The organism is Leptospira limi (genome assembly GCF_026151395.1).
Lineage (GTDB): Bacteria > Spirochaetota > Leptospiria > Leptospirales > Leptospiraceae > Leptospira_A > Leptospira_A limi.
In genome coordinates this window covers 2,764,157-2,789,240 of sequence record NZ_JAMQPV010000001.1, presented here as the reverse complement: position 1 = coordinate 2,789,240, position 25,084 = coordinate 2,764,157, and the positions used below count along the sequence as shown (strand labels likewise).

The window sequence follows — 25,084 nt, the reverse complement described above, 5'->3', positions numbered from 1 at the left end:
AGAAAAGTGGGAACGCAAGAAGTGAGATGTGAAAGCTGATGGATGAATCCGATTTCCTTTTTACACCCGAAGAGTTTCCTCTGGGTTTTTGGGGAGCCTTACAAAAAAACGTGAACCTTTCTGTTCTTCACTTTCCACAATGATCTCACCACCGAGAACTTCTACTTGTGATTTGGTGATAAAAAGGCCAATTCCTCTCGCATCTTCATTACGGTGGAATGTTTTGAACATCCCAAAGATTTTGTTCCCATGTTTCTCCAAATTGATCCCAAGACCATTGTCTTCGACCAAAATGGTGATTTGTTCATTATTTTCTTCGATTCCTACTTTGATCCAAGCACCCTGTTTCAAACGAACATATTTTACGGCATTCGATAGAAGGTTGAGTAAGATGCTTTCTAAATAAGCAGGGATAGTTCTTATGGTAAGCCCTTCTGGAATTTGTACATCCACTTGGATCTTTCGTAATTCAATGGAACCGCTGAGGATCGAAAGCGTTTTATCCACTTCTTTTTTTAAAGAACAATCTTCCATTGGTTTATTCAATGTTTGGTTGATGGAGATGATATCATTCAGATGGGAAATGGTTTCTTCTAATTGGATGGAGGAAACATGCAACATCTCGATCAGATTCTTTTTATCTTCTTCTGACTTGGATTCTTCCAATAACTGGATGAGAGAAGTGAAATTGGATGAATGTTGTCTGATGTTGTGAGATATAATGTAAGCAAAGTTTTGTAATCGATTGTTTTGGATCCCGGTGAAATGTAACATCCGATTGGTATTTTCCAAGGCTTCAATTTCTTCAGTGATATCAAATCGTATGGATAGATATGCTTCAATTTCATCTTGAAGATTGTATAAAGGGTGGATAAAGGTTTGAAGCCAAAAATAATTACCATCTTTGGATTTGTTTTTAATGACCCCTTCCCAGGTTTTTCCTTTTTTGATTTGTTCCCAAAGCCCTTGCCAAAATTCTTTTTTATGATAATCTGAACTAAGGATTTTATGGTCCGATCCAATGATCTCGGATTCTGTAAACCCAGAAATTTTAATAAATTTTGGATTTGCTCGTATGATGATCCCTTCGGGATTTGTGACACTCACAATGGCTGATCTTTCAATTGCATTTAAAATAGAGGTTAGTTTACGATTTTGTTGTTCGATTGTATTTTGTGTGTTTTTTAATTCGGTGATATCTAAAAAACTAGCTGTGGCTCCTTCTAAATTTCCATGTTCATCAAAAAGCGGAGTCGCATTCACATTTAGCCATTTTACATGACCATCTTCCGATATGATTCCATGTTCACAATTGTAGACTGTGATTTGTTTACCAAGAGCTAATGCTAACGGTAGTTTGTCTGCGGGGAATGGGCTTCCATCTTCACTGATTTGTTTCCATTCCTTTGAACTGAAGTATCGGTTTTCAATTTTTTCTAATTCCAAATCTAAAATTTCGGATGCACTCTCATTTGCGTAAAGGATTTGTCCTTCCAAATTCACTACAACCACACCGTTGATCATTGTCTTTAGTAAACGATCAAGTTTTGTTTCTTTTTGTCTTAGGATTTTTTCTGCAAGGATGGCATCTGTTAACTCTTCCAACGAAATTGTATAATGGATAGAATCCAGTCGAGTTAGTTTGAGTAAGTAAGTTTGGTTTTGGAATCCAAAGTACTGGAACGTATTTTTTGTGATCACTTCTTCCCATTGTTTGTATTCGTTCCAAACAGCTTGGATATTTTTAAATAATTCGGATTCGAATAAAAATGGAAATAGAGATCCAATGTTTAAATGAGTACTCCCAAGTTTAGGAGTTCTTTGGAGTTCCATCGCTTTGGAGTTTGAAAATAATAAAGAATTCTCTTTTGCAAACGTTTGTGATTTTGATTTAAATAAAAAAACAGAATAGGGCAATTGGTTTGCGAAGGAATAGAAGAACTCTGATTGATTGATCGTTTCTTTCATAAGGAATCAGTAGCCATTCCAAATGAATCGCTATCTTCTCAAGAACCATGAGACGAAACAATTGGTGAAGAATTGTGATTTTTTCGACTAAAATTTATTCCAATAAGGCGAAAGCCGGACGGAATCACAAAAACTTCCATTCGATTTTGTGTCGAGTAAATCAAAACGATTTGCATTGTGGGGCGAGAGGTAAATTTCTCCAGTTTGCCCAATGACTCCACCCCGGTAGGAATTTGAACTTGGATTTGCCATTAACAGTTTGATTTCGGAGCTATTGGAATCGATAGAGAGAAAATTCGCATAATTCAAGGGAATAGGGTAGAGTTTTCCGTTGGGTGCCAGTACGACTCCGTTAAACATTGCGGAGCTCGCACTTGGAATGGTTCCTACATTAACAACATTGTTGTTATCTTTTGTGTCTACGTAATAGACTGTCGAAGCATTATATGGTATGATATAAATACGCCCGTTAGGTGTATAAATTCCTGAAATATAATTGGCAGCCCCACCAAAAGAAAATGGAATCGTAGTGACTGATTCTGTAACTGTGTCGAGGATATGTATGTTGGTTGCCGTATGTGGAATAAAGTAGATTTTACCTTCGGGAGTTAACACACCATTGGCGAAGATTCCTCCACTCACAGGAGTTGCAACAGAACCAATGGTTCCTGTGATTGTATTATAATACCGGATCGTGGTTTCCCCACTTGGTACGTAATATATTTTTCCATTGGGAGCAAAAACTCCTCCATTATAGGCAGCCCCTCCCATCGAAATACTCGTGATACTCGCCAACGTATGATTGGATGTATCAAATTTATAGAATGTATTATTGGTGTGAGGGGAAAGGTAAATGATTCCACTTGGACCTAAGGTTCCTCCAATAAAATCAACGGCTCCAGGAACAGTTGCTGCTAGTTCATAATTTTTTGTTTTTGGGTTAATCGCGACAATTTTAGTTGAGTTATAAGGTAAGAGGTATACATTTCCATTTGGTGCACTGAGAGCACCTTGGAATGCAGTTGTGCCCGTACCTACTGCCGTCGCAATAGAAGTAAGATTGTATTGTACTAATGTTTCTGACCCACTGGAACCAAGTGCAAATTGAGTTTCTACTTCTTGTTTGACCTGAGTCCAGTTTTCAGGTAAATGTGTTTCCTCATATTTTAAGGAACAGGCAGGGATTTTAGGAGGGTTAATCTTGTAACCACATTGGTAACTTTTGTCCTGTACCGAGATTCGGAATAGTAATGTACTTAAAAAAGTATCCGAGCCCACATCACAATTGTTAGAGATATTTCCATTTGTACAATGGGATAAAAAAATGACAAAAATGAACAGAGTGAGATTTCGGAGCATAAACGTTCTGAATTGGACGTTACTGGCAACCGCATTCGAATCGCAATCAAGTTTAGAAAAATCCCCAAAGATTACTTGCGGAATTGTCCGCATCGCAGTTGGTAAAGTTTTTGACATTGTGACGAACTCAATTTGGTCTTTTTAAGATCTTTTTTCCAGAAGTATTTATGACGGGAAAAAAGGTGGGATCTCTATTTGGATCAGATAACAAAAGTTTAACGTCTTTTATCCTTTCATAACATTCTTTCATGAATAATTGGTGGCCACAACCAAGCAAATGGTAACCTTCATGAACCAAAGTGGAATTTGGACTTGTGAATAACAACTGTATGGTGGATATGTATTTGGCTTTGATATATCCTTTTGTATTGGTCTCCGTTTCGACCGCACCTTGTAATTCTAATTTGATACCAACTCCAACAAAAATTCCAAGTGTGACAATTTCAAAAACAATGTCCCCCCAAGTTCGGCCTTTTAAATACAAAAGTCGGTCACATCCATCAGGCATTCTCATATTCATCATGTATTCGAGTATGTCTGTACCATAAAAACCAGGTCGTTCCATTGCAAAAAGAACTACGGGAATTGCCTTTAATTGGTAAAGTTTTAATTCCTCGTTCCAATTTTCAAAAAGATTGGCAACATCTTTGTCCAAAATTCCTGTTTCTTTGACAACACAGACGCGAAAGGTTGTCTGTTCTCCAAAAGACATAGATTCTCGAATGGAGTTTTGGTGGAATCCAACGGTTGTGCAAGTATTGAGAATCAGAAGTAAGTAACAAAATTTGAGTTTGGAAAACAATGAAATACGTATCCTTTAATAATCTGTGACACATCGAGTTCGATTGGTTGTATCCGATTTTAGAGCTGGTCCACCACCGGAACCTCCAAAATCAGTCACATATGCTTGTGTAGATGGTGATCCAATGACAGGGCTTGAAGACCAAAATGAGGCAGAGGCAGTATTGGGAAAGAAGAGAGAATTAAAACCAGGAGTTCCGAAATTAAATCGGTAATCCTTTAGTGAAATTAATTCTGTAGCGTTGGGAAGTCTCCACGTTTTACCAGCAAGTGATAAAGTTTGGCAGTAATTAATGGCCGCAGACCATTGCAATGCACTATCAGTTCCACCTGAACAAGTAGCAACATTGGGTTGGCCTGCTGTACATTTTTGCCAAACAAGAGCAGTATCTAAATCCAAGATAGTTCCATCGGATTGGTCGATGAATCGTTTGATAAATGTATTTCTCGGTGTGGCCACACATCGAAGGTAATGTAAGTCTGAATAATTTCCAAATCCAATCGAAGATTGGATATATGTAGGATAAAATGCACCTGTATTTGCTGCATTAGAAGTATTGGATTTATAATTAAAACTGGCTGTTTGTGGAAAGTATGTCGAATTAATCGAAGGGTTTTCTGTGGTGTGATCAAAGGTAGTTAAGTATTCTTCCATCTCGGGAACACGCCAATCCGTTCGATCTGCAAATCCAGAACCTGCATTCAAACTAGTACATTCAGTTTGTGCATCAGAATAAGTAAAGGTATCGGTTCCTACAGTTCCACAACCAATTCCTGTTCTTCCTCGGTTACAACTTGTCCAAACGAGACCAGTCACTAAATCGGTTGTGATCTCAACTCCAGAGACAAGAGTTGGTCCCACAAAACTCGTGTTAATTCCTTTTTGCAGTTGGCCATCTTGGCCTGGAATCACAGTACAAGTTGCATCAATATTACCCGAACCATCATAACACACTGTGATATTGGTCTTAGGAGGGGTTTTCCCCATCCATGCTGGTTTGTAAACACAACTTGCACTTCCTTTTGGGTTACTGGCTGTGATTGTGAATTGGACTTGGTTTGCCTTCCAACCATTATAAGTGCCTTCGAGTGAATTTGAAAAAAAAGAAAAAACCACACCAGGAGGAAGAGGAGGATTACTTGAAAAACTTAGCCGATTCCCATCTGTTTCAAATGCTTCCAAAAAAAAGGTTCCATTTCGTTTTGGTATGAGTGGGGGACAAATCAAGTAGGTTGGTGGATTTACTTTTAAAACGACACCACAATGAGGTGACTCATCAAAGCTAATGTAACGTAAAAGTAAACTGTTTTTGTATAAGTCCGATTTTGGATCACATAAGTTTTCTAAATCAGACCTTTTACAAGAGAAGAATGTAATCACACAGAGACAAAGTAGAGATAACCAAATTTGGAACTGTGTCATAATATGAATGCTAAATGGTAATTCTGATAATTCCCCCTTTAGGTCGGAATTTCATCAACAATTTTCTGTCTAAAAGTCTCAATTTGCGATTTTAATTGCTCAATTCGAATTGTATCTGAAGGGATAAACGATGTTAGTTGTAACGTCTTTTCCGCTTTGGGCAAATTGCCAATGATGAGGTACAATTGAACAAGTTGTATCAAATTTGATAAATGACCAGGGTTACGTAATCGGATTCTCTCACCCATATCAATGGCCTTACCGTACTCTTTCGTTTGTTTGTAAGTAAAGGATGCCAAATAAATTAAATCTGTGTCACCAGGGTATTCTTCGAGATAGGTGTTTAAGTTTTCCGCAGCTAAATTGTATTCTTTCATTCGTACAAGGAGGCGTATCAATGCCCTTTGGATTTCTCTATTTTCTGGGTTGATTCTGTTGGCATCTAAAAGACTGGTTTTTGCTTCTTCCAATTGGTCTAATTTAATTTGCGACTTTGCCTTTCGCATCAATTCGTAGGATTCTTTTCGAATGGCTCTTGGTGGTTGGCTGAGATTTTCTTTAAACGTAATCCGCATTAGGCTTAAATCATCAGTGAGTTCTCCCATGGACAAAATGGATTGGTAAATTTCTTTTAAGAGGCCATTCCCTCGTTCCACGTGACGCAAAAATAATTCCTCATCATGGTTGATTTTTCTAGCTGTGGTTTCCGTAACAAACTCGATATCATCCCTTCCATCGGATCCGAGGATGAGTACATCTCCTGGAATCAATTGAAGAGTAGAGATTTCGAGTGATTTTTCGGAAAAGGGAGTTCCTAACTTGCGGAGCTCCGAATTGTTTTTAATAAATTCTGCAGTACCTTTTCTGTACAATACCGACCATGGATGTTCTGCGTTTAAGTAATACATAAGGCCAGTTTCGTCATCGATCAGTCCCATTACCATGGAAACTAACATAGAACAGTCGAAGCTCTCAAATATATGATGGAGTTCTTGGTATGCGTTTTTAATCCAACGTTCCGCATACAATAATTTAACAGACTCAACTGCATTGGATCGTTCCAAGATGGATTGTACAGCCGCTCCAAGTACAAGAACCCCACCGGCACCTTGTAACGATTTTCCCATGGCATCTGCATTGAGAAAAAATGTATAATCTTTGCCTCGCAATGTAATGGTGCGTGTGATACAGATATCACCACCAATTTCATTTTCCCTTCCATGGAACAAAAACGTCTTTTTTTGTTTGATCAAAAAATCTGTTTTGACATGAGTACCAATGGTTTTGTTCAAGCTAAGAGGTTTGATTAAAAGGGAAGTGAGAAAATAATCTCCATCTTGTTGTTTTTTTAAGGATTCAACAGTTTCTAAACTGTTTCTTAATTCTGATGTTTTTGCCTCAACTAATTCTTGTAAGTTTTCCCTAATCCTGCCAACTTCCCTTGTTGCCTTTTCGTAATTTTCTGCAAACAAAATAAATTCTTTGTCAATGGATAAGATGGGAAGGGCACCTCTACCTCCAGTAGCAAGGCTATTGGCTGATTCATTGATTTGTTCCAATGTCAAATTAATAGATTGAAAAAACATATAAATCAAAATCACTGCTTCAACAAATGTCATTCCAATGAAAGCGGTAATTTTGAATAAACTTGCATTCCCAAAGGAAATAAATACTGAAAGTACACTGAGCGATAATAAGATTAAAATTAATAAAAAAACAAATTTTCCCTTTAAACTTAGGATTCCATAGTTTTTATGAATCGATACATCTCGGTATGCTAAGATTTTTTTGATCTCAACTCTTTTGTTACCAGTAAAATAATCGGAGATGATGTATGAAAATCCTCCGTAAACAAAGACTGCCGAAAGCCAACCAATGGAAACTAATACTAACTCGTACATGGGGTGGTGGCAAATGATATGGGTAATGGAAACAGAAACAAAGACCATGACCGCATAACGAATGGCAGCATACATGTTTTCCTTTGGTAAATGGATCAGTGTATTCAAATTGTTTTCTAATTCTAAAATATCTTTGTGGCGAATGGTGTCGTTGTATCGTAAAAACAGATTTAGTTTTTTTAAGTCATTACGGAATCCACCATAACCAAGAGGAGTGAGGATTCCAAACTCAATGCTATGTCCGACAGCTGCAAGGAAGGTAGCAAAGACAAAAACGTACACAACTTCCGGATGGTTCTCGATGGAAAAATCGGGGATGAGTGCTGATCCAAAAAAATAGGCATAAAAAGCGCCAAAAAAGGCACCTTGGAGAGAGAAGAATACAATAGCAAAACTGTAAGAAATGAATCTGTGTAAGAATTTGAATAATTGATCAAAGAATCGACTCATTGTGATCCCCAAGGAAGACAAAGTATACGGTTGTCTCGAACCTAAGTAAAGATATTTTTAACGAATGTGAAAAAAAGTTAGATATCTCATTAAAAAAAACTTTCAACAAGATCCATACAAGTTAGGTTTCGCCAATGGAATTAAAAAACAAAAGAATTGTAGTTACGGGTGCAGGATCAGGTATTGGAAAGGAAACCGTCTTGCAGATGTTAAAACATGAAAACGTGAAAATTTTAGCCTGTGACTTGAATGAAAAAAATGTAGTGTCTCATCCCAATGTAATTCCTTATAAATGTGATGTTTCAAAACCAGAAAATTTAGATAAACTCATTAAAGATGCTAATAAAAAATTAGGTGGGATTGATATTTTTTTTGCGAATGCAGGTTTTGCCTATTATGAAATCATCCAAGAGGCAAGTTGGGACCGAATCGATCGAATCTTTCGAACGAATGTTTATTCTCCATTTTATACGTTAGTGAGTTTGAACAAACACAGAAATTCTCCTTGTTTATTTGTTGTCACTGCGTCTGCAATGAGTCACTTGCCTCTGCCTGGTTATGCTTTGTATTCGGCTACCAAAGCATCGGTTCGCTCCTTTCTGGATGCCTACCAAAGTGAACTAAGACCAGGAAATCGTACGATGATCGTTTACCCAATCGCCACTAGGACACAATTTTTTGACTCAGCTGGGAATAAAGTCCCTGTACCATTTCCAAGCCAATCGGCTGAAACAGTAGCAAAACAAATTGTGAATGGGATTTTAAGAGACAAAAGGGAAGTTTTTCCGTCCTTTTTGTTTCGATTCATTCAAATCTTGGATCGATTTTTATTTTTTCCGCTAAAAATTTACCAAAAAATAGAGGCAGTAAAATTGAATTCGCATAAATCCTAAGTCTACTGCATAGTGGACACTATGCAGTCTTCTCAGGAAGGATCAATGCCTAATATTTCGAGAGAGGTGGGAGACCATCTGAATGTCGAAGTTGATCTTTTGAAAACAATCATGGATGTAAGTTCCACGGCGATTGTTTTGCTGAACCCACAAGGACAGATTCTCTATGCAAACCCAGCATCAGAGAATGTTCTTGCCATTAAACTGAAAGACATACTTTCCAGAACATATGATGCACCGCAATGGAAGAATACTTCTCTTGATGGTGGTCCATGGCGAGAAGAAGACCAACCTTTCAATATTGTATTAAAAACGAAAAAACCGGTCACAGACATTCGGCATGCGATCGAAGATTCGTTTGGTGTCAAAAAATACTTATCCATTAATGGTTCGCCTGTTTTTGACGAAGTAGGAGAACTTCGTTCCCTTGTATTTTTAATCACTGACATTACGGAAAATGTTTTAAAACAAAAAGCGTTAGAAGATAGCGAAGCAAAATATAGATCGATCACCGAACTTTCGTTAAGTATGGTGTATGATTTGGATATCCAAACTGGCGTGAACCAATGGGCTGGTGCCATCCAAGAAATTACTGGTTTTACTCCGGAAGAATATAGGGCCATTGGTTATGAAGCTTGGATGGTCCTGATCCATCCAGAAGATAAAGAACAAGCCATCCAATTATTTAAAGAGGCGATGGCCAAAAAGACAAAATTTTCCTGTGTGTATCGGTACCGTACCAAAGATGGAAAATATGTATATATAGAAGATAATGGAATCTTTTTATATGATATAAATGGTAACGCCTATCGAATGTTTGGTGCAATGGTCAACAGAACAGAACAAATTGAAGCAAACTTAGCTCTAAAAGAATCTGAGTCTAGGCTTCTTATGTCTTTGGATGCTGTCAAAATGGGGATATGGAGTTGGGATATCGACCTACGAAATATTTATTGGTCACCCCAAACCTATGAAATTTACGGACTTGATCCAGATGGCCCTGCCATCACTGTGGAAAAGTATCTCACTTTAAATGATCTAGATGATTTACAAAAGGTCTCAGCTGAAATCCAACTCCTAAAAGACGATCCCTCAAGGTCTGGATACAAAATCCAACAACGAATTTTTCATGCGGATGGATTTGTACATTGGGTAGAGTCTCGTGGAAATTTAATCCGAGATAAAGATGGAAAACCAGTTCGATTGATGGGAACCATACTCGATGTCACGGAATCAAAATTGGCGGAGGAAGCACTCCGAACTTCTGATGAAAGATTTCGTGCCTTTTACCAATTTTCGACGGAAGCGTTTTTGATCTTTGATGAAAATTCTCTCAGAGCTAAAGACTCCAATTTTGCCTTTCAGAATTTATTTGGATATTCAAGTGATGACACAAAAAATTTAAAAGTTCGTTCTTTACTCACACCTGACTCACTCCAAAAAATTAGAGAGAAAATTGCAGACAATTCGAGTGATTCAATTGAGATCCTATGTAAAAGAAAAAATGGGGAAGTGTTTCCTGCTTTAGTCTCTATCAAACGATTTAAATACAACCAAACAAATTCAATCGCGTATAGTATTTTTGATTTGAGTCCTATCAAAGAAGTGGAAGAACTCCGCCAAATCAATTCGGAGATACGTGAAAAAAACAAACTCATAGAGAAACAAAAAATCGAACTTGAGATGGCGTTTGAGAATTTAAAGCGCACCCAAGAACAACTTGTACAATCCGAAAAACTGGCAGCACTCGGGCAGTTGATTGCAGGGATTGCTCACGAAATTAATAATCCGATTGGTGCGGTAAAAGCATCCAATCAAAATATGCTGGATTGGCAAAAACGATATGGGATTGCATCACAGTTGTTTCGAGAAGCAATCCTGAGTGTTCCCAGAGAAGAACAAGTGATTCTCAAAACGATTCTTTCGAACCTAGACCATCCAATCGAATTTTATACAGGAAAAGAAGAAAGGTTACGGAAAAAGAGGAACAAAGAAATTTTGATCCAAAATGGATTTAAATCAGACGATGCTGACGAATTTGCAGAAGCATGGGTAGAATTAGGGATCGGAGAATTAGAAGATAAATACATACCACTTTTCAGGTCTCATTATTTAAGAGTTTTCCTCGACTATTTAGCACTTGAAATCCAATTCCGTCGGAATACACGTTCCATCCAATTGGCGGTTGATCGTGTATCGAAAATCATGTATGCATTGAAGAACTTTTCGCATTTTGATTCCACAGGGAAAAAAATCAAAGCATCCATTCAAGAAACCATTGAGACAGTTCTCACAATTTACCAAAATCAATTGAAGAGGGGAATCACCTTAGTCAAAAATTATGATGAAATTTCACCTATTGATTGTTATCCTGATGATTTATTGCATGTCTGGACGAATCTAATTTATAATTCCTTACAAGCCATGTCTTTTACGGGAAATTTGATGATCACAATCAAAGATTGTGATAACGAAGTTTTGGTATCCTTACAAGATTCTGGACCAGGGATTGATCCTGGGATACGTTCCAAAATCTTTGAGCCTTTTTTTACAACGAAACCTCCTGGAGAAGGAAGTGGACTTGGTCTAGACATCGTGAATAAAATTGTAAAACGCCATGGTGGTAGGATTGATTTGTCTTCCAAACCAGGGGAAACTATATTTTCGATTTATTTACCAAAAGGTTCTTATTGATCGACGGCTTGTGTGATGGCTGTAATGAGTTCTATTTCGTCCCAAGGTTTTTTCAAACAAGTGACTAGCCCTATCTCTTTTTCCAAAGCTGTTATTAATTTTTCATCGGCAAAACCTGTGATGATGACTTTTTCTATAGCTGGAAATCGTTTGTGAACTTTTCGTAAAAATTCATCACCATTCATTCCTGGCATCGACCAATCGGAAATGACAACTGCAACAGAATTTCCTTCTTCTTCTAATTCTAAAATTAAATCCCAGGCTTCGTTGGCATTTTCTGCCGTTAGGTATTTGAACCGTTCTCCGAAATGGTGTTTCACTTGGGATTTCATGCTCAGTAAAATGATGGACTCATCATCTACGAAGAGAATTCCCTTTTTCCCATTTTTATTTTCCGTGAGAATTTCCACAGGACAAAGTTTTATCCGTTTTCTTTTAGATTGCAAGTAAATCTTGCCAAAATCCTAGAATTTCTACACTTGGGTCTTTATGACAGCTTACCCAACTTTACTTTCTCCTTTATCCCTTGGATTCACTACATTAAAAAACCGAACCATTATGGGTTCCATGCACACAGGCCTCGAAGAGGCTCCGAATGGATACGAACGTATGGCGGCTTTTTATGGGGAAAGGGCAAAGGGTGGAGTTGCTCTCATTGTGACGGGTGGTATTGCACCAAATGAGGCCGGACGTGTATCGAAGGGTGGCAGTGTGATGGACACGGAAGAAGAAGCAATGCACCACCGTGTTGTCACAGAAGCAGTCCACAAAGAAGGTGGAAAAATTGCCATGCAGATTTTGCATACAGGCAGATATGGATACCATGATAAAATTGTAGGTGCTTCTAATTTACGGGCGCCCATCAATATGTTCAAACCTCATCCCTTGACAGAAGAAGAAATCTTGAAAACCATCGACGACTTTGTTAGATGTTCCGAATTAGCTAAATTAGCTGGTTATGATGGAGTCGAAATCATGGGCAGTGAAGGTTATCTCATCAATCAGTTTATTGCCAAAAGAACCAATAACAGAACTGATGATTGGGGAGGGAGATTTGAAAACCGTATCAAATTCCCAATTGAAATCATAAAAGCAGTTAGAAAACGAGTGGGAACTGATTTTATCATCATCTACCGTCTGTCGATGTTAGACTTAGTGGATGAAGGTGGTAATATTGATGAAGTTTTACACCTGGCTAAAGAAATTGAAAAAGCTGGTGCCACTATCATCAACACTGGAATCGGTTGGCATGAAGCAAGAATTCCAACAATTGCGATGATGGTACCAAGAGCTGCCTTTACTTGGGTCACTGCAAAAGTGAAAGGGCATGTCTCCATTCCTCTCGTAACATCCAATCGAATTAATACTCCTGAAGTAGCAGAATCAGTTTTATCTCGAGGTGATGCTGATTTGGTATCAATGGCACGTCCATTCCTTGCCGATTCCTTTTTTGTCGAAAAGGCAATGGCAGGAAAACCAGAAGAGATCAATACTTGTATTGCTTGTAACCAAGCTTGTTTAGATCATATTTTCCAAGGAAAAACTGCAAGTTGTTTGGTGAACCCAAGAGCTTGTCATGAAACCGAATTAAACATTCAAAAAACGGATCGCGTAAAAAAGGTAGCGGTTGTCGGTGCAGGTCCTGGAGGAATGTCTTGTGCCAAAACACTGGCGGAACGTGGACATTCTGTAACACTTTTTGATGCACAACCAGAGTTAGGTGGTCAATTGAATATTGCTAGGCGTATCCCTGGTAAAGAAGAGTTTAAAGAAACCATTCGCTATTTTGGCACGATGTTAAAAAAATATGGAGTGGAAGTAAAACTCAATACTTATATCTCCAGTGAAACATTGATCGAACAAGGATATGAAGAAGTGGTCCTTGCAACAGGTGTGATTCCAAGAATTCCTGAGATTCCAGGTATCAACGGACCAAATGTTCTTAGTTATGTGGACGTTGTTTTAAAAGGGAAACCTGTTGGAAAACGTGCTGTGGTGATGGGTGCAGGCGGGATTGGATTTGATGTGAGTATTTTACTCACTGATCCTGGTCATGCTTTTACAACTGATAATTACTTAAAAGAATGGGGAATTCGCAAAACCATTGATAAAGATGGGGGTCTTGGTTCCAAGGAAACGCCAACGGGTGTTAGGGAAGTGACCATGTTAAAACGTTCCAATAGTAAATTTGGAGCAACACTTGGGAAAACAACTGGTTGGATCCATAAAACATCTTTAGAGGACAGAAAGGTAAACCAAATTTCCGGAGTTACTTACAAGGCAATTGAATCAGATGGAATTGTGATTGAGGTCAAAGGGGAAACTAAAAAAATTCCATGTGATACCGTTGTGATTTGTGCAGGCCAAGACCCAAACCGTGCTTTACTCGAACCCTTACAAAAAGCAAAAATTCCTGTACACTTAATTGGGGGTGCCGACCTTGCTTCTGAATTAGATGCAAAACGTGCGATAGACCAAGGAACAAGGCTTGCCGTTTCCATTTAGAGAACTATAGTTCTTTATGGAACTTGGAATCAAATTATAAAATTGAAACCTTTAAAGATGTCGGTTCGGAATGCAGAATTTCAAATCATTTCTGCACTCCAAACAAACCGAACCAAACGGAGTCAGGAAAAAGAAGTTTTTGTTGAAGGTACTGAACCCATAAAGCAGTTGTTAACTGCAGGTTGGAAAATCACACGGATTTTGTTCCGAGAAAACAGTAACTTATCTTCTTGGGCGAAGGAAGTGATCCAAAACCAGAGAGATGCACTCGTATTTGAAGTGAAAGATGAATTGTATGTAGAACTTTCAGAAAAAGAAAATCCATCTGAACTCATTGTAACTGCCAAAATAAAAAACCAATTTGATCTCAGTAAACTCAGTAAAGAAGTTTCCATATTACCAAAAGAGAAACCATTTTATCTCTTATTTGATCGGCCCAGTGATTATGGCAATTTTGGAACTCTGTTACGTTCCGCAGATGCATTTTTAGTCGATATCGTGTTTGTCATTGGGCATTCCATTGATGTGTATGATCCTAAGGTCATTCGTTCTAGTTTAGGCAGTTTGTTTCACACAAAACTTGTGTTTGTTCCCAATTTTGAAACTTTGGTTCGTTTTGTGGATTCGGAAAAAAAACGTATCGGAATCAGAGTGATTGGAACCGATTCTAGTGGTGAATTTGATTTACGAGAAACAACACTTAAGTCCCCGATATTTTTGGTCCTAGGAAATGAAAAAAAAGGGATGAGTGTACAATTACAATCCCTCTGTGACCAAAGGGTTAAAATTCCCATGTTTGGTGTTGTGAATTCATTAAATGTTTCTTGTGCTGGATCCATCCTACTTTGGGAAGTCACCAAAGGTAGGTTAGACACCAAATCAAATGAGTGTTAGCGACAAGTCGCGATCGTTCCATCGGGATTGTATTTGACGCTTGCACCTGAAGTAAACTGGATGTAACGAACTCCATCCACACAAACTTCATCATATCCAAAGTATTTAGCACACCCTCTGGAAATCGAACCACAACCGATGAAAAAAAGTGTGGAAACTAAAATGAGTTTTATTGGTTTCATTGGCCTCATGTTTTTACTTCAAATCCTTTTTCTAATGGCAGTTGGTTCCAAATGGTTTCCAATTTTGCCAAGTGTGCAGTGAGTTGGTTTTTATGATACAGTACGATATTGGATTTTTTTAAATTGTGTAAAGATTTGGGAATATGATACAAAACTTCTTTTGTGCGAATGATCTCGTCTTCCCAATCAATCAAATTTACTTTTTTCAGTTTGGCAAAAAGAATTTCTAATTGTGACACAAACGTTTCTTTTTGTAATTCGGAAGCAATTGTAATTTCTGGAAATTGGTTTTCGATATGCGATTTAAATTGGGATAATAATTGGATGATTTGTTGTTTTTTGATTTTGGTTTCTTTTTCTAATTTGAGTAGTAAGAAGGATGTTAGATTTCCAATTGTCACTGTGTAGTGTTTTCCTAATGTATCCGCAACGAGTTTCACCACTTGGTCCGCTGGCATCTCATTTGGAATTTCAAAAGGTTTACCATACTTAATGTATAGTTTTGTTTTTTGGTAAGACAAGTGGTCATAGGTAAGTGTAAAACTATTAAAATGAAGTTTATCTATCTTTGATTTGATGTGGTAAGCACCACGTTTGACTTGGTTTAGAAATCCATCATGGTTGTATGTTCCCTCAGGAAACATAAACAAATTTCGACCTTTTCGAATGTGAGTTACCATTTCGGTCCATTCACTATCTACTTTGTCACGAAGTTCTCCTTTTTTAATGAGTTCTCTAGCATTGTCACGAAACGGACGTTTGATGGGAACTGCTCCAATATAACGTAATAAAATTGGGATGATATTTGTGGCATCAATGAATTTGAAAATCCACTTCATGAGTCCTTTTGCACGAAATTCTTTTTGTAAAAACCCGGGTTGGAGGATATCTTCTCTAGCAGGAATGATCATTTTGATTTTCGGATTGAGTCTTGGGTATACCATGGAAAGGGAAACAACGTCTGCTTCTGATACATGGTTACAAAGGAGAGCTGAAGGATAAGGGGCTTCTAATTCTTCTTTTGTTTCTGGGAAGTTTTCTTCTATCGAATGGAAAACAAGTCCTTTTGCTAAACTTACGAGTTTGATGAGAAAGTCATATGGGATCGTATGTTTTTTAGGTTTCATTGAGGTAGATTTCAATTGAAAAGGAAGAAAAGTCAATAGCATTCTCTTTGGATACAACAGGGTTTGTTTTTTTGCCTTTGGTAGAACCATCCTGAATATGAGAACGAAGCCAATCGCATGTATTGAGTGGAAAGAGCATTTTGACATTGAGCAATTCATATCCCACATGTTTGATTCTTCTCACATATCCCCGAAGTGGTTTTGTTTTTTGTTGGTAGAGTTAGCCTTTTGCAACAGATTATGGAAGGCGTTGACAGTTTTTTTAGTTCATAAAATGAACAAAAAATTCTTTACTTTGTTCAAAGACTGAACACATTTTGACAAAGAATGGGACTCAGGGGGCGAAGCTATACCTGGGGTCCAGTCTGAACGTGACATTCCTTTTCCACTTTGGTGCGCAAACGGACACAGATTCCTCCATGAAAGAACAATACGAATACAGTGACCACCACCTCAAGTTACTCCAGTTACTTGATGAGAATCCGCATTTATCACAACGAGATGCATCGGATGTGTTGGGACTTAGTTTAGGAAAGGTGAATTATATTTTGAAAGCATTCCTCGACAAGGGGCTTATCAAAATGAATAATTTTCGTAATAATAAAAACAAACTTGCATACACATATTTACTCACACCACAAGGAATCGAAGAAAAAGCTAGAATGACTCTTCATTTTTATGAAAAGAAAAAAAGAGAATACGAAGCACTTCGAGCTGAGGTAGAGAAGTTGGGTGAAAGTTTAGAAAGTTTAGGCTAAATCAATCTAATTTGAAATCTAACTGATTTAAAAATACTCTGAAACTATCTCTTCAAGAAATATTAAAATAAATACAAAATAATGATGCATAAACAATCCAAAATCTATGTAGCAGGCCATAAGGGACTCGTTGGATCTGCGATTGTAAAAATTCTAAACCAAAATGGATTTATGAATGTAATTGGTAAATCTCATGCAGAGATGGACTTACAAAACCAATCTCAAGTATTAGAATTTTTTCAAACTGAAAAACCTGAATATGTATTCCTTGCCGCTGCAAAAGTAGGCGGCATTCATGCAAACAATACCTATCCTGCTGAATTTATCTTTTCAAATCTACAAATCCAAAACAATATCATCGATGCATCTTACCGGTATGGAATCAAAAAACTTTGTTTTTTGGGATCTTCTTGTATATATCCAAAATTTGCCAAACAACCCATGGACGAAGGCCAACTCCTCGATGGAAAATTAGAACCAACAAACGAACCGTATGCGGTTGCAAAAATTGCAGGGATTGTAATGTGTCAATCTTACAACCGTCAGTATGGTACAAATTTTATCTCGGTGATGCCAACAAATTTATATGGCCCAGGGGATAACTACCATCCAGAGAATTCACATGTGTTACCAGCACTCATCAGAAGGTTCCACGAGGCAAAAGTGAACAATTTACCTGAGGTTGTGATATGGGGAACGGGTAAACCTCTTCGTGAGTTTTTATACTCAGAAGATATGGCTAGGGCCTGTGTGTTTCTTATGCAAAATTACGATTTATCAGGAGATCCGAAAGGGGGCGAACATATCAATGTTGGTTCTGGGATTGAGGTAAGTATCAAAGAGTTAGCTGAAACCGTGAAGGAAGTAGTTGGTTACCAAGGAAGTTTAATTTTTGACCTAACAAAGCCAGATGGTACGCCAAGGAAATTACTCGATGTATCAAAACTCCATAAAATGGGTTGGAAACACCAGGTGGAACTCCGGGATGGAGTTGATTTGGCTTATAAAGATTATTTAGGAAATCATAGATAATCAAATATGATCATAGTTGTTGGATCAGGAATTATTGGCTCTTGGATTGCATATACTCTTGCGAAAGCTGGCGAAGAGGTATATGTTTTTGAAAAGTCTTTCCATGCTGGGGACGGAATCAGTGGAAGGAATTCTGGAGTATTACATTCTGGAATTTATTATGATGATACCTCTCTAAAATCAAAGTTATGTTTTCGTGGTTACGAAATCGGCATTCCTTTTTTTGAAAAATATAATATTCCTCATTCCATTTGTGGTAAAGTGATTACAACAGGCGTTTCTGTTTCTAAAAATGATGAAACGGAAAAAATCGAAACCATTGAAAGTTTATATGAAAATGGAAAAAGGCTAGGAATTCCCGAAATAGAATTGCGGAAAGATCCGGCTAAACATTGGAAACATATACTCGGTTCTCATGCACTTTGGATTCCGAAAACAGGAATTGTAGATGTTTCTTCTTATTTAAAAGTAATTTGGTATTTGTGTGAAGAAGCTGGTGTTGTTTTTTTGAAGAACAAAAAGGTGATTAGAGAGAATGGCTGTGTTTTTGCAGTAGATTCCAATACAAATGAGAAAGAGGAATTAGAAGCCACTCAATTCATAAATGCAGGAGGATTGTATTCAGACGATTTATTGGATACAAGCGAAAATAGGGAATTCGAAATACGGCCCAATAAGGGAGAGTATTATCGGCTTAAGACTCAACTGCCTTATGAAACTCTTGTTTATCCTTTACCTATGAAAACTTCCACTGCCTTAGGCGTTCATTATACTTTTCATTTCGGTGGAGATGCGTATGTTGGTCCAAATTCTAATTGGGCAAATTCCAAAGAAGATTATTCTATCCAAACATCTCGTTCCGAATACTTTAATTCTTTAAAAAACATTATCGATTTTTTTAAGGAAGATGATTTGTCTGAAGGTTACGTGGGACTCCGCCCCCGTTTATTTTATAAAGGCGAAGCAATCAAAGATTTTGTAATTCATAAGGAATCGAATTGGATTCATTTATTGGGAATAGAAAGCCCTGGATTGACCTCTGCCCCCGCAATCGCCGAAAAGATATTTGGTATGATTGTTTGAAGTTTTTATTTTTAAAGTTTTTTGTTTAATAGGAGAAATTAGATGTTGGAACATTACAACGCATATATAGCTCGACTACAATCGGCATTAGTGCCTGAACGCGCCGCTGAAATTGAAAAATTAGCTCATTCATTAAAAGATGCTTGGGACAATAAGAGACAAGTGTTCTTCTGTGGGAATGGTGGAAGTGCAGGCAATGCAATCCATTTGGCTAACGATTTTAATTATGGTATTGATAAAAAAAATGGTATAGGGCTTAGAGTCGAGGCATTACCAGCTAATGCTGCTGTAATTACTTGTCTTGCGAATGATGAAGGTTATGACTCAATTTTTTCCCAACAATTGGAAGTGAAAGCAGATCCTGGCGATGTTCTCATTGTTCTTTCAGGAAGTGGAAACTCTCCTAACGTAGTAAAGGCTTTGGAAGTAGGGAATCGATTGGGAATGGTTACTTACGCTATTTTAGGTTTTTCTGGTGGTAAATGTAAAAAAATTGCGAAACACCCGATCCATTTCCCAATTGATGATATGCAAATATCAGAAGATTTGCAGGTGATTGTTGGCCATATGTGTATGCAATGGTTGTGCGGAGCTAAATAGATTTTATGAAAGCTTTAGTAACCGGCGGTGCAGGTTTTATTGGCAGCCACCTTGTTGATGTACTTTTAGAAAATAATTTTGAAGTAACTGTTCTTGATAATTTCAGCACAGGACGATCGCTCAATTTAGATCATGTAAAAAGCCAAATTAATTTAGTGGAATGTGATTTGTCTGTCCAAGGTGATTGGATTAAACATTTTCAATCTGTTGACTACGTATTCCATCTTGCAGCACTTGCAGACATTGTTCCAAGTATTCAAAATCCGGAAGGTTACTTCCAGTCAAATGTTAATGCTACTTTGAATGTATTACAAGCTAGCAGGCATCAGAATATCAAACGATTCGTATATGCTGCCTCTTCGTCTTGTTATGGTATCCCTGAAGTTTATCCTACACCTGAAACTTCACCTATACTTCCTCAGTATCCTTATGCATTAACAAAAAGGATGGGTGAGGAATTGGTGATGCACTGGGCTCAAGTTTACAAATTCCCTGCATTATCTTTGCGATTTTTTAATGTGTATGGACCACGATCTAGAACCTCTGGAACATATGGTGCCGTATTCGGTGTATTCCTTGCTCAAAAATTGGCCGGCAAACCCTACACAGTGGTAGGAGATGGAGAACAAACTAGAGATTTTACTTATGTAAGAGATGTTGCAGAGGCAGTATTTGCTGCCGGAAAAAGTGATAAAGTTTGTGAAATTTATAATGTGGGAAGTGGAGCAACCATTTCTATCAATCGTATTGTTGATCTTTTGGGTGGAGAGGTAACTTATATACCTAAACGTCCAGGTGAACCCGATTCTACTTTTGCTGATATCTCTAAAATCAAAAAAGATTTAGGTTGGTCTCCGCGTATTTCTATTGAAGAAGGAATCTCAGAGCTAATGAAAAATATTGATTATTGGCGAGATGCTCCTGTATGGACACCGGATAAGATTGAGCAGGCGACCACTGATTGGTTTAAATATCTTGGTGAATCCAAATAATCGAATAATTAACGTACTAATTCTTGCTGCTGGACTAGGCACAAGATTGAAACCACTTACTGATGAATGGCCAAAATGTCTGATGCCAATTTCAGGAAAACCTTTACTTGAGATTTGGCTCGAACAAATCCTGAAATTGGATGTTTCGAAAGTATTGGTAAACCTTCATTACTTAAAAGATGAAGTTTTATCTTTTTTACAAAGACCTAAATATAAAAACTGGGTTCAATCTGTATTTGAAGCTGAACTTTTAGGAACTGCTGGAACCTTCAAAAACAATTATACTTTTTTTCAAGGTGAAACGACACTTCTTGTTCACGGTGATAACCTTTGTGTTTGTGATTTAGAATCCTTTGTTAAATTTCATTTTTCCGAGAGGCCAAAAGGTTGTTCCATTACCATGATGACATTCCGTACCGATTCACCAAAAACATGTGGAATCGTTGAGTTGGATCAGCATGGAATTGTTCAAAAATTTCATGAAAAAGTAGAAAACCCGCCAGGGAATCTTGCGAATGCTGCTATTTATTTGATTGAACCAGAAGTATTAAATTGGATTAACGAACGAAATTCTGTAAATGATTTCAGTAACCAAGTTTTGCCTGAATTTTTAGGCAAAATTTCAACATGGGAGAACAAAGGAATCATGAGAGATATCGGAAATCCGGAATCGTTGGCGAAAGCGCAGAAAGAAGTTACCTTCCCAATAGATTCTGATCTTGATGAATGGCAAATTGCATTTGCATCTAATCCAATACATAAATCTATTTCAAATCTAAAATGATATCAAATTCTCATAAAATTATTTCAGTTACCAACTTATCTGAGCTAAGTGAAGTTGGTATTGAAGAGTCGTTTGTAATGTGTTACGGACATTTTAACGTAATTCATCCTGGTCACATTCGGTTTTTACAATATGCTAAGACTTTAGGTAAAAAATTAAAAGTCGCGGTACTCGGTGATAGAAGTATTGCTGAATCCCAAAGAAGTAAATATTTTCATCAAATGGAAAGAGCTGAAGGTGTTGCTTCCCTTAACTTTGTAGACTCAGTTTATGTTTTGGATCAAATCACTTTAGCGGAACTACTCACAAAAATTAAACCTTCAAACTTGGTTCTTGGAAAAGAATTGGAGCATACGGATCGTAAAGATATACTCGATGCACAGTCTGTCTTAGAAAATAACAATGGAAAAGTTATTTTTCATGCTGGTGATATTCATTATGCGAGTGTTGATTTACTTCATGGCAGCCAACAAGATTTAGAATTAGAAAGAAAACAACTATTTACGCAAGCCTGTAAAAGGCAAGGTATTGATTTGGTCAAATTGTCAGATCAAATTAATCAATTTTCGAATTCACGAATTCTTGTGTTAGGTGATACAATCGTAGATCAATATGTTGCTTGTGATGCAATTGGTATGAGTGCAGAAGCACCTGTTCTTGTAGTAAAAGAACTGGAAACAAGAGAATTTGTCGGTGGTGCAGGTGTAGTTGCAGCCCATGTAAAGGCACTTGGAACAGATTGTACATTTCTTTCCGTTGTTGGTGAAGATCAAAATGCAAATTTAGTAAGAAAAAATTTGGAAGAACAAGGAATCGATGTTCAACTGATTAATGATAGCAGTCGGCCAACTACTTTCAAAATAAGATATATGGTGGAAAACCAAAAACTGTTTAGAGTGAGTCGGCTGAAAGAACATTCTCTATCTAAAAATATAGAAGACCAATTCATTGAGAGACTTAGAAAAATTGTCAAAAACTATGACGGAATATTAGTTTGCGATTTTGTTTATGGCGTAATCACACCAAGAATTCTTTCAGAAATTCAACAACTTGCTAAAGAGAATGAGATTCTTTTGTTCGGCGATTTACAATGTAGTAGCCAGGTTGGAAATGTTGCAAAATTTGAAGAATTTGACCTAATTTGTCCTACAGAAAGAGAAGCACGTATTGCCTTAAGTAACCATGAAGATGGTGTGGAATGGATTGCCAATACTCTGCTTGAGAAAACTAGATCTAAAAATCTACTAGTTAAGTTAGGTGCGGAAGGCTTTATTTCATATTCAAACGAGTCACCAGGTGACTTTAAAAAGAAAGAACATTTTCCTGCATTAGTTTCCAATCCTGTGGATGTCGCAGGAGCTGGCGATTCTTTACTTGCTGCGATGGCGGCAAGTATGTGTTCTGGCGCTAGTTTAATGGAAGCATCAGCTATTGGTGCCTGTATGGCGGCCTTGGCAGTACAAACTGTCGGTAATATTCCCGTTTCTCATCAGAAGTTAGAAAATTATATTAAAAAATTGGAGCGAATATGACTCAAGATATTAAAAGCATTTATATAACCGGTGGTGCCGGTTATGTCGGAGCAATGTTGGTACCTCGCCTTTTGAAAGAGGGCTATAAAGTGACTGTCCTTGATCTTATGATTTATGGTGAAGAAGTTCTAAAAGATCATACAAACCTAACTAAAATTACTGGAGATATTAGAGACCAGGATGTGTTGAAAAAAACAATTCCTGGTCATGATTCTGTGATTCATCTTGCTTGTATCTCTAACGACCCAAGTTTCGAGTTAAATCCAAATCTTGGAAAGTCGATTAATTTAGATGCATTCCGACCACTTGTCGAAATTAGTAAAAACAATGGTGTAAAAAGATTTATATATGCTTCATCATCATCTGTTTACGGAATTAAAGATGAACCTAATGTAACTGAAGATTTTACATTAGAGCCTCTCACTGATTATTCTAAATTTAAAGCTGATTGCGAAAAAATCTTAGCTGAATATCAAACTGATAAATTTACTACAGCTACTATTCGTCCAGCTACGGTATGCGGTTACTCTCCAAGACAACGATTAGACGTGGTTGTAAACATATTAACCAATCTGGCTTATCATAAAAGAGAAATCAGCGTGTTTGGAGGAGCTCAACTTCGTCCGAACATCCATATCGAAGATATGGTGGATGCTTACCTTGTATTATTAAATGCTCCAAAAGAAAAAATTGCAGGTGAAATTTTTAATGCAGGTTATTTGAATTTTACTGTTTCTGAAATAGCAAATATGGTTAAGGAAGTGATTGGAGATGATGTAAAACTTATCACAACTCCGACGAATGATAATAGATCGTACCATATCTCCTCGGATAAAATATTTAATAAATTGGGTTTTAGAGCAAACCGTTCCATAAAAGTAGCTGCAGAAGATTTAAAAAAAGCTTTTGATGCTGGTTTGCTTCCAAATTCCTTAACAGATGAAAAATATTTTAACATCAAAAGAATGCAATCGGTACAATTGAGGTAATTTGAAATGCAAGTTAGATACTCTTATTTAAAACAACAATTCGACAATTGTGAAGATCTTTGGGAGGAACTAAAAAGATTTGTTCCCACCGGTGATTTTACTTTAGGCAAACCTCTTACTGAATTTGAGAATGGTTTTGCAAAATTAATTGGAACAAAATACGCAATCGGAGTGAATTCGGGAACTGATGCTATTAAGTTATCGCTAAAAGCATTAGGTGTCGGATTTGGAGATGAAGTAATAACAACAGCAAATACATTTGTAGCTACAGTTGGTGCAATTGCGGAGCTTGGTGCAATACCAGTTTTCGTTGACTGTGATGACACTTTTTGTATGAATGTCGATCTAGTTGAAAATGCAATAACCAAAAAAACAAAGGCAATCGTGCCAGTGCATTTTACAGGTTATATGACAGATATGCGTAAACTGATGCCTATTGCTAAAAAATATAATTTACCTGTCGTTGAAGATTCTTGCCAATCTATCTTAGGTGCCATTGAAAATAAAAAAGCAGGCACTTGGGGAAATACAGGAGCATTTTCACTACACCCATTGAAGAATCTAAATGTTTGGTCAGATGGAGGAGTCATTGTTACTGACGATGATGATCTCGCGAAAACATTACGCCTACTAAGAAATCATGGATTGATTGATCGTGATAATGTAGAAATTTTAGGATGTAACTCACGTTTAGATACCATCCAAGCGGTAGTGGGAAATTGGTTGATTCCAAGAGCCGTAGATATTTCAAACAAAAGAATCGAAAACGCAAATTATTACGACAAAAACCTAAGCACCATTCCTCAAATCACAATCCCTCCTAGACCGAAAGATTTTAGAATTGTCTATCATCTATACATAGTTTTTGCGGAGAAGAGAGATGAACTATTGGAATACTGTGTGAAAAAAGGAATTGAAGCCAAGGTTCACTATCCGATCCCAATTTATAGACAAAGGGCTTTAGCATCTTACGGGTATAAGGAAGGTGACTTTCCAGTCACTGATGCTCATACTAAAAAAATAATTACATTCCCATGTGACCAACATTTATCTAAAGAAGAGATGGATTATGTGGTTTCTACAGTAAAAGAGTTTTATTCTAAAGGGGAGTGATTAA

At 37.3% G+C, this 25,084-nt stretch carries 22 protein-coding genes; 13 read left to right on the top strand and 9 right to left on the bottom strand.

The genetic code is table 11. The features are described from left to right. Positions 1 to 60: 60 nt before the first annotated feature. The 5 genes from ND812_RS13060 to ND812_RS13040 all read right to left on the bottom strand — a co-directional run bounded on the left by ND812_RS13060 (position 61) and on the right by ND812_RS13040 (position 7,902). Positions 61 to 1,968: a sensor histidine kinase gene (locus ND812_RS13060; RefSeq protein WP_265375799.1), complete on the bottom strand. Its 1,908-nt coding sequence runs from the start codon at positions 1,966 to 1,968 to the stop codon at positions 61 to 63. 87 nt (positions 1,969 to 2,055) lie between these two features. Next, positions 2,056 to 3,327: a Vgb family protein gene (locus ND812_RS13055; RefSeq protein WP_265375798.1), complete on the bottom strand. Its 1,272-nt coding sequence runs from the start codon at positions 3,325 to 3,327 to the stop codon at positions 2,056 to 2,058. 127 nt (positions 3,328 to 3,454) lie between these two features. Continuing rightward, on the bottom strand, positions 3,455 to 4,129 hold the full coding sequence (locus ND812_RS13050) for a hypothetical protein (protein ID WP_265375797.1): 675 nt from the start codon (positions 4,127 to 4,129) through the stop codon (positions 3,455 to 3,457). A 15-nt stretch (positions 4,130 to 4,144) separates the two neighbouring features. Then, complete coding sequence (locus ND812_RS13045; protein ID WP_265375796.1) at positions 4,145 to 5,551, bottom strand: Lcl C-terminal domain-containing protein; 1,407 nt, start codon at positions 5,549 to 5,551, stop codon at positions 4,145 to 4,147. A 38-nt stretch (positions 5,552 to 5,589) separates the two neighbouring features. Continuing rightward, positions 5,590 to 7,902, bottom strand: a complete 2,313-nt coding sequence (locus ND812_RS13040) for a SpoIIE family protein phosphatase (protein WP_265375795.1) — start codon at positions 7,900 to 7,902, stop codon at positions 5,590 to 5,592. A gap of 134 nt (positions 7,903 to 8,036) precedes the next feature. On the opposite strand from ND812_RS13040, the gene ND812_RS13035 reads away from it, so the two are divergent. Further along, complete coding sequence (locus ND812_RS13035) at positions 8,037 to 8,795, top strand: SDR family NAD(P)-dependent oxidoreductase (protein ID WP_265375794.1); 759 nt, start codon at positions 8,037 to 8,039, stop codon at positions 8,793 to 8,795. Positions 8,796 to 8,840: 45 nt separating this feature from the next. Further along, positions 8,841 to 11,489, top strand: a complete 2,649-nt coding sequence (locus ND812_RS13030) for a PAS domain S-box protein (RefSeq protein ID WP_265375793.1) — start codon at positions 8,841 to 8,843, stop codon at positions 11,487 to 11,489. Here ND812_RS13030 and ND812_RS13025 read toward each other — a convergent pair. Continuing rightward, complete coding sequence (locus ND812_RS13025; protein ID WP_265375959.1) at positions 11,483 to 11,899, bottom strand: response regulator; 417 nt, start codon at positions 11,897 to 11,899, stop codon at positions 11,483 to 11,485. The two genes, ND812_RS13030 and ND812_RS13025, sit on opposite strands and share 7 nt — an antisense overlap. A 79-nt stretch (positions 11,900 to 11,978) precedes the next feature. Between ND812_RS13025 and ND812_RS13020 the strand changes: the two genes are divergently transcribed. Both ND812_RS13020 and ND812_RS13015 read left to right on the top strand, forming a co-directional pair. Then, positions 11,979 to 13,994: an NADPH-dependent 2,4-dienoyl-CoA reductase gene (locus tag ND812_RS13020; RefSeq protein WP_265375792.1), complete on the top strand. Its 2,016-nt coding sequence runs from the start codon at positions 11,979 to 11,981 to the stop codon at positions 13,992 to 13,994. A gap of 33 nt (positions 13,995 to 14,027) precedes the next feature. Further along, a complete protein-coding gene (locus tag ND812_RS13015) occupies positions 14,028 to 14,888 on the top strand; it encodes a TrmH family RNA methyltransferase (RefSeq protein ID WP_265375958.1) in 861 nt (286 codons plus the stop codon). On the opposite strand, the gene ND812_RS13010 is transcribed toward ND812_RS13015, so the two are convergent. The 3 genes from ND812_RS13010 to ND812_RS13000 are packed head-to-tail and all read right to left on the bottom strand — an operon-like array spanning position 14,885 to position 16,381. After that, the gene (locus tag ND812_RS13010; RefSeq protein WP_265375791.1) at positions 14,885 to 15,070 is read right to left on the bottom strand and encodes a hypothetical protein; all 186 of its coding nucleotides are present in this window, start codon (positions 15,068 to 15,070) and stop codon (positions 14,885 to 14,887) included. The two genes, ND812_RS13015 and ND812_RS13010, sit on opposite strands and share 4 nt — an antisense overlap. Before the next feature lie 5 nt (positions 15,071 to 15,075). Then, positions 15,076 to 16,197, bottom strand: a complete 1,122-nt coding sequence (locus ND812_RS13005; protein WP_265375790.1) for a lysophospholipid acyltransferase family protein — start codon at positions 16,195 to 16,197, stop codon at positions 15,076 to 15,078. Continuing rightward, positions 16,187 to 16,381 carry a hypothetical protein gene (locus ND812_RS13000; RefSeq protein ID WP_265375789.1) on the bottom strand — a complete coding sequence of 65 codons (195 nt, stop codon included), beginning with the start codon at positions 16,379 to 16,381 and terminating at the stop codon, positions 16,187 to 16,189. Before ND812_RS13000 ends, ND812_RS13005 begins: the two co-directional genes overlap by 11 nt. 235 nt (positions 16,382 to 16,616) lie before the next feature. On the opposite strand from ND812_RS13000, the gene ND812_RS12995 reads away from it, so the two are divergent. From ND812_RS12995 to ND812_RS12955, 9 genes are all read left to right on the top strand, one after another. After that, on the top strand, positions 16,617 to 16,955 hold the full coding sequence (locus tag ND812_RS12995; RefSeq protein ID WP_135663333.1) for a MarR family EPS-associated transcriptional regulator: 339 nt from the start codon (positions 16,617 to 16,619) through the stop codon (positions 16,953 to 16,955). 84 nt (positions 16,956 to 17,039) lie between these two features. Then, positions 17,040 to 17,987 carry a GDP-L-fucose synthase family protein gene (locus tag ND812_RS12990; protein ID WP_265375788.1) on the top strand — a complete coding sequence of 316 codons (948 nt, stop codon included), beginning with the start codon at positions 17,040 to 17,042 and terminating at the stop codon, positions 17,985 to 17,987. Positions 17,988 to 17,993: 6 nt separating this feature from the next. Continuing rightward, the gene (locus ND812_RS12985; RefSeq protein WP_265375787.1) at positions 17,994 to 19,070 is read left to right on the top strand and encodes an NAD(P)/FAD-dependent oxidoreductase; all 1,077 of its coding nucleotides are present in this window, start codon (positions 17,994 to 17,996) and stop codon (positions 19,068 to 19,070) included. A 42-nt stretch (positions 19,071 to 19,112) separates the two neighbouring features. Further along, a complete protein-coding gene (locus tag ND812_RS12980) occupies positions 19,113 to 19,670 on the top strand; it encodes an SIS domain-containing protein (protein ID WP_265375786.1) in 558 nt (185 codons plus the stop codon). Between the two features lie 5 nt (positions 19,671 to 19,675). Next, positions 19,676 to 20,662: an SDR family oxidoreductase gene (locus ND812_RS12975; RefSeq protein WP_265375785.1), complete on the top strand. Its 987-nt coding sequence runs from the start codon at positions 19,676 to 19,678 to the stop codon at positions 20,660 to 20,662. Next, entirely contained in the window at positions 20,643 to 21,446 is an 804-nt protein-coding gene (locus ND812_RS12970; RefSeq protein ID WP_407658548.1) for a nucleotidyltransferase family protein, read from the top strand. Before ND812_RS12975 ends, ND812_RS12970 begins: the two co-directional genes overlap by 20 nt. Further along, the gene (locus ND812_RS12965; RefSeq protein WP_265375783.1) at positions 21,443 to 22,978 is read left to right on the top strand and encodes a PfkB family carbohydrate kinase; all 1,536 of its coding nucleotides are present in this window, start codon (positions 21,443 to 21,445) and stop codon (positions 22,976 to 22,978) included. Before ND812_RS12970 ends, ND812_RS12965 begins: the two co-directional genes overlap by 4 nt. Beyond that, positions 22,975 to 23,967: an NAD-dependent epimerase/dehydratase family protein gene (locus ND812_RS12960; RefSeq protein WP_265375782.1), complete on the top strand. Its 993-nt coding sequence runs from the start codon at positions 22,975 to 22,977 to the stop codon at positions 23,965 to 23,967. Before ND812_RS12965 ends, ND812_RS12960 begins: the two co-directional genes overlap by 4 nt. A gap of 6 nt (positions 23,968 to 23,973) precedes the next feature. Next, a complete protein-coding gene (locus ND812_RS12955; RefSeq protein ID WP_265375781.1) occupies positions 23,974 to 25,080 on the top strand; it encodes a DegT/DnrJ/EryC1/StrS family aminotransferase in 1,107 nt (368 codons plus the stop codon). The last annotated feature ends 4 nt before the right edge of the window (positions 25,081 to 25,084 follow it).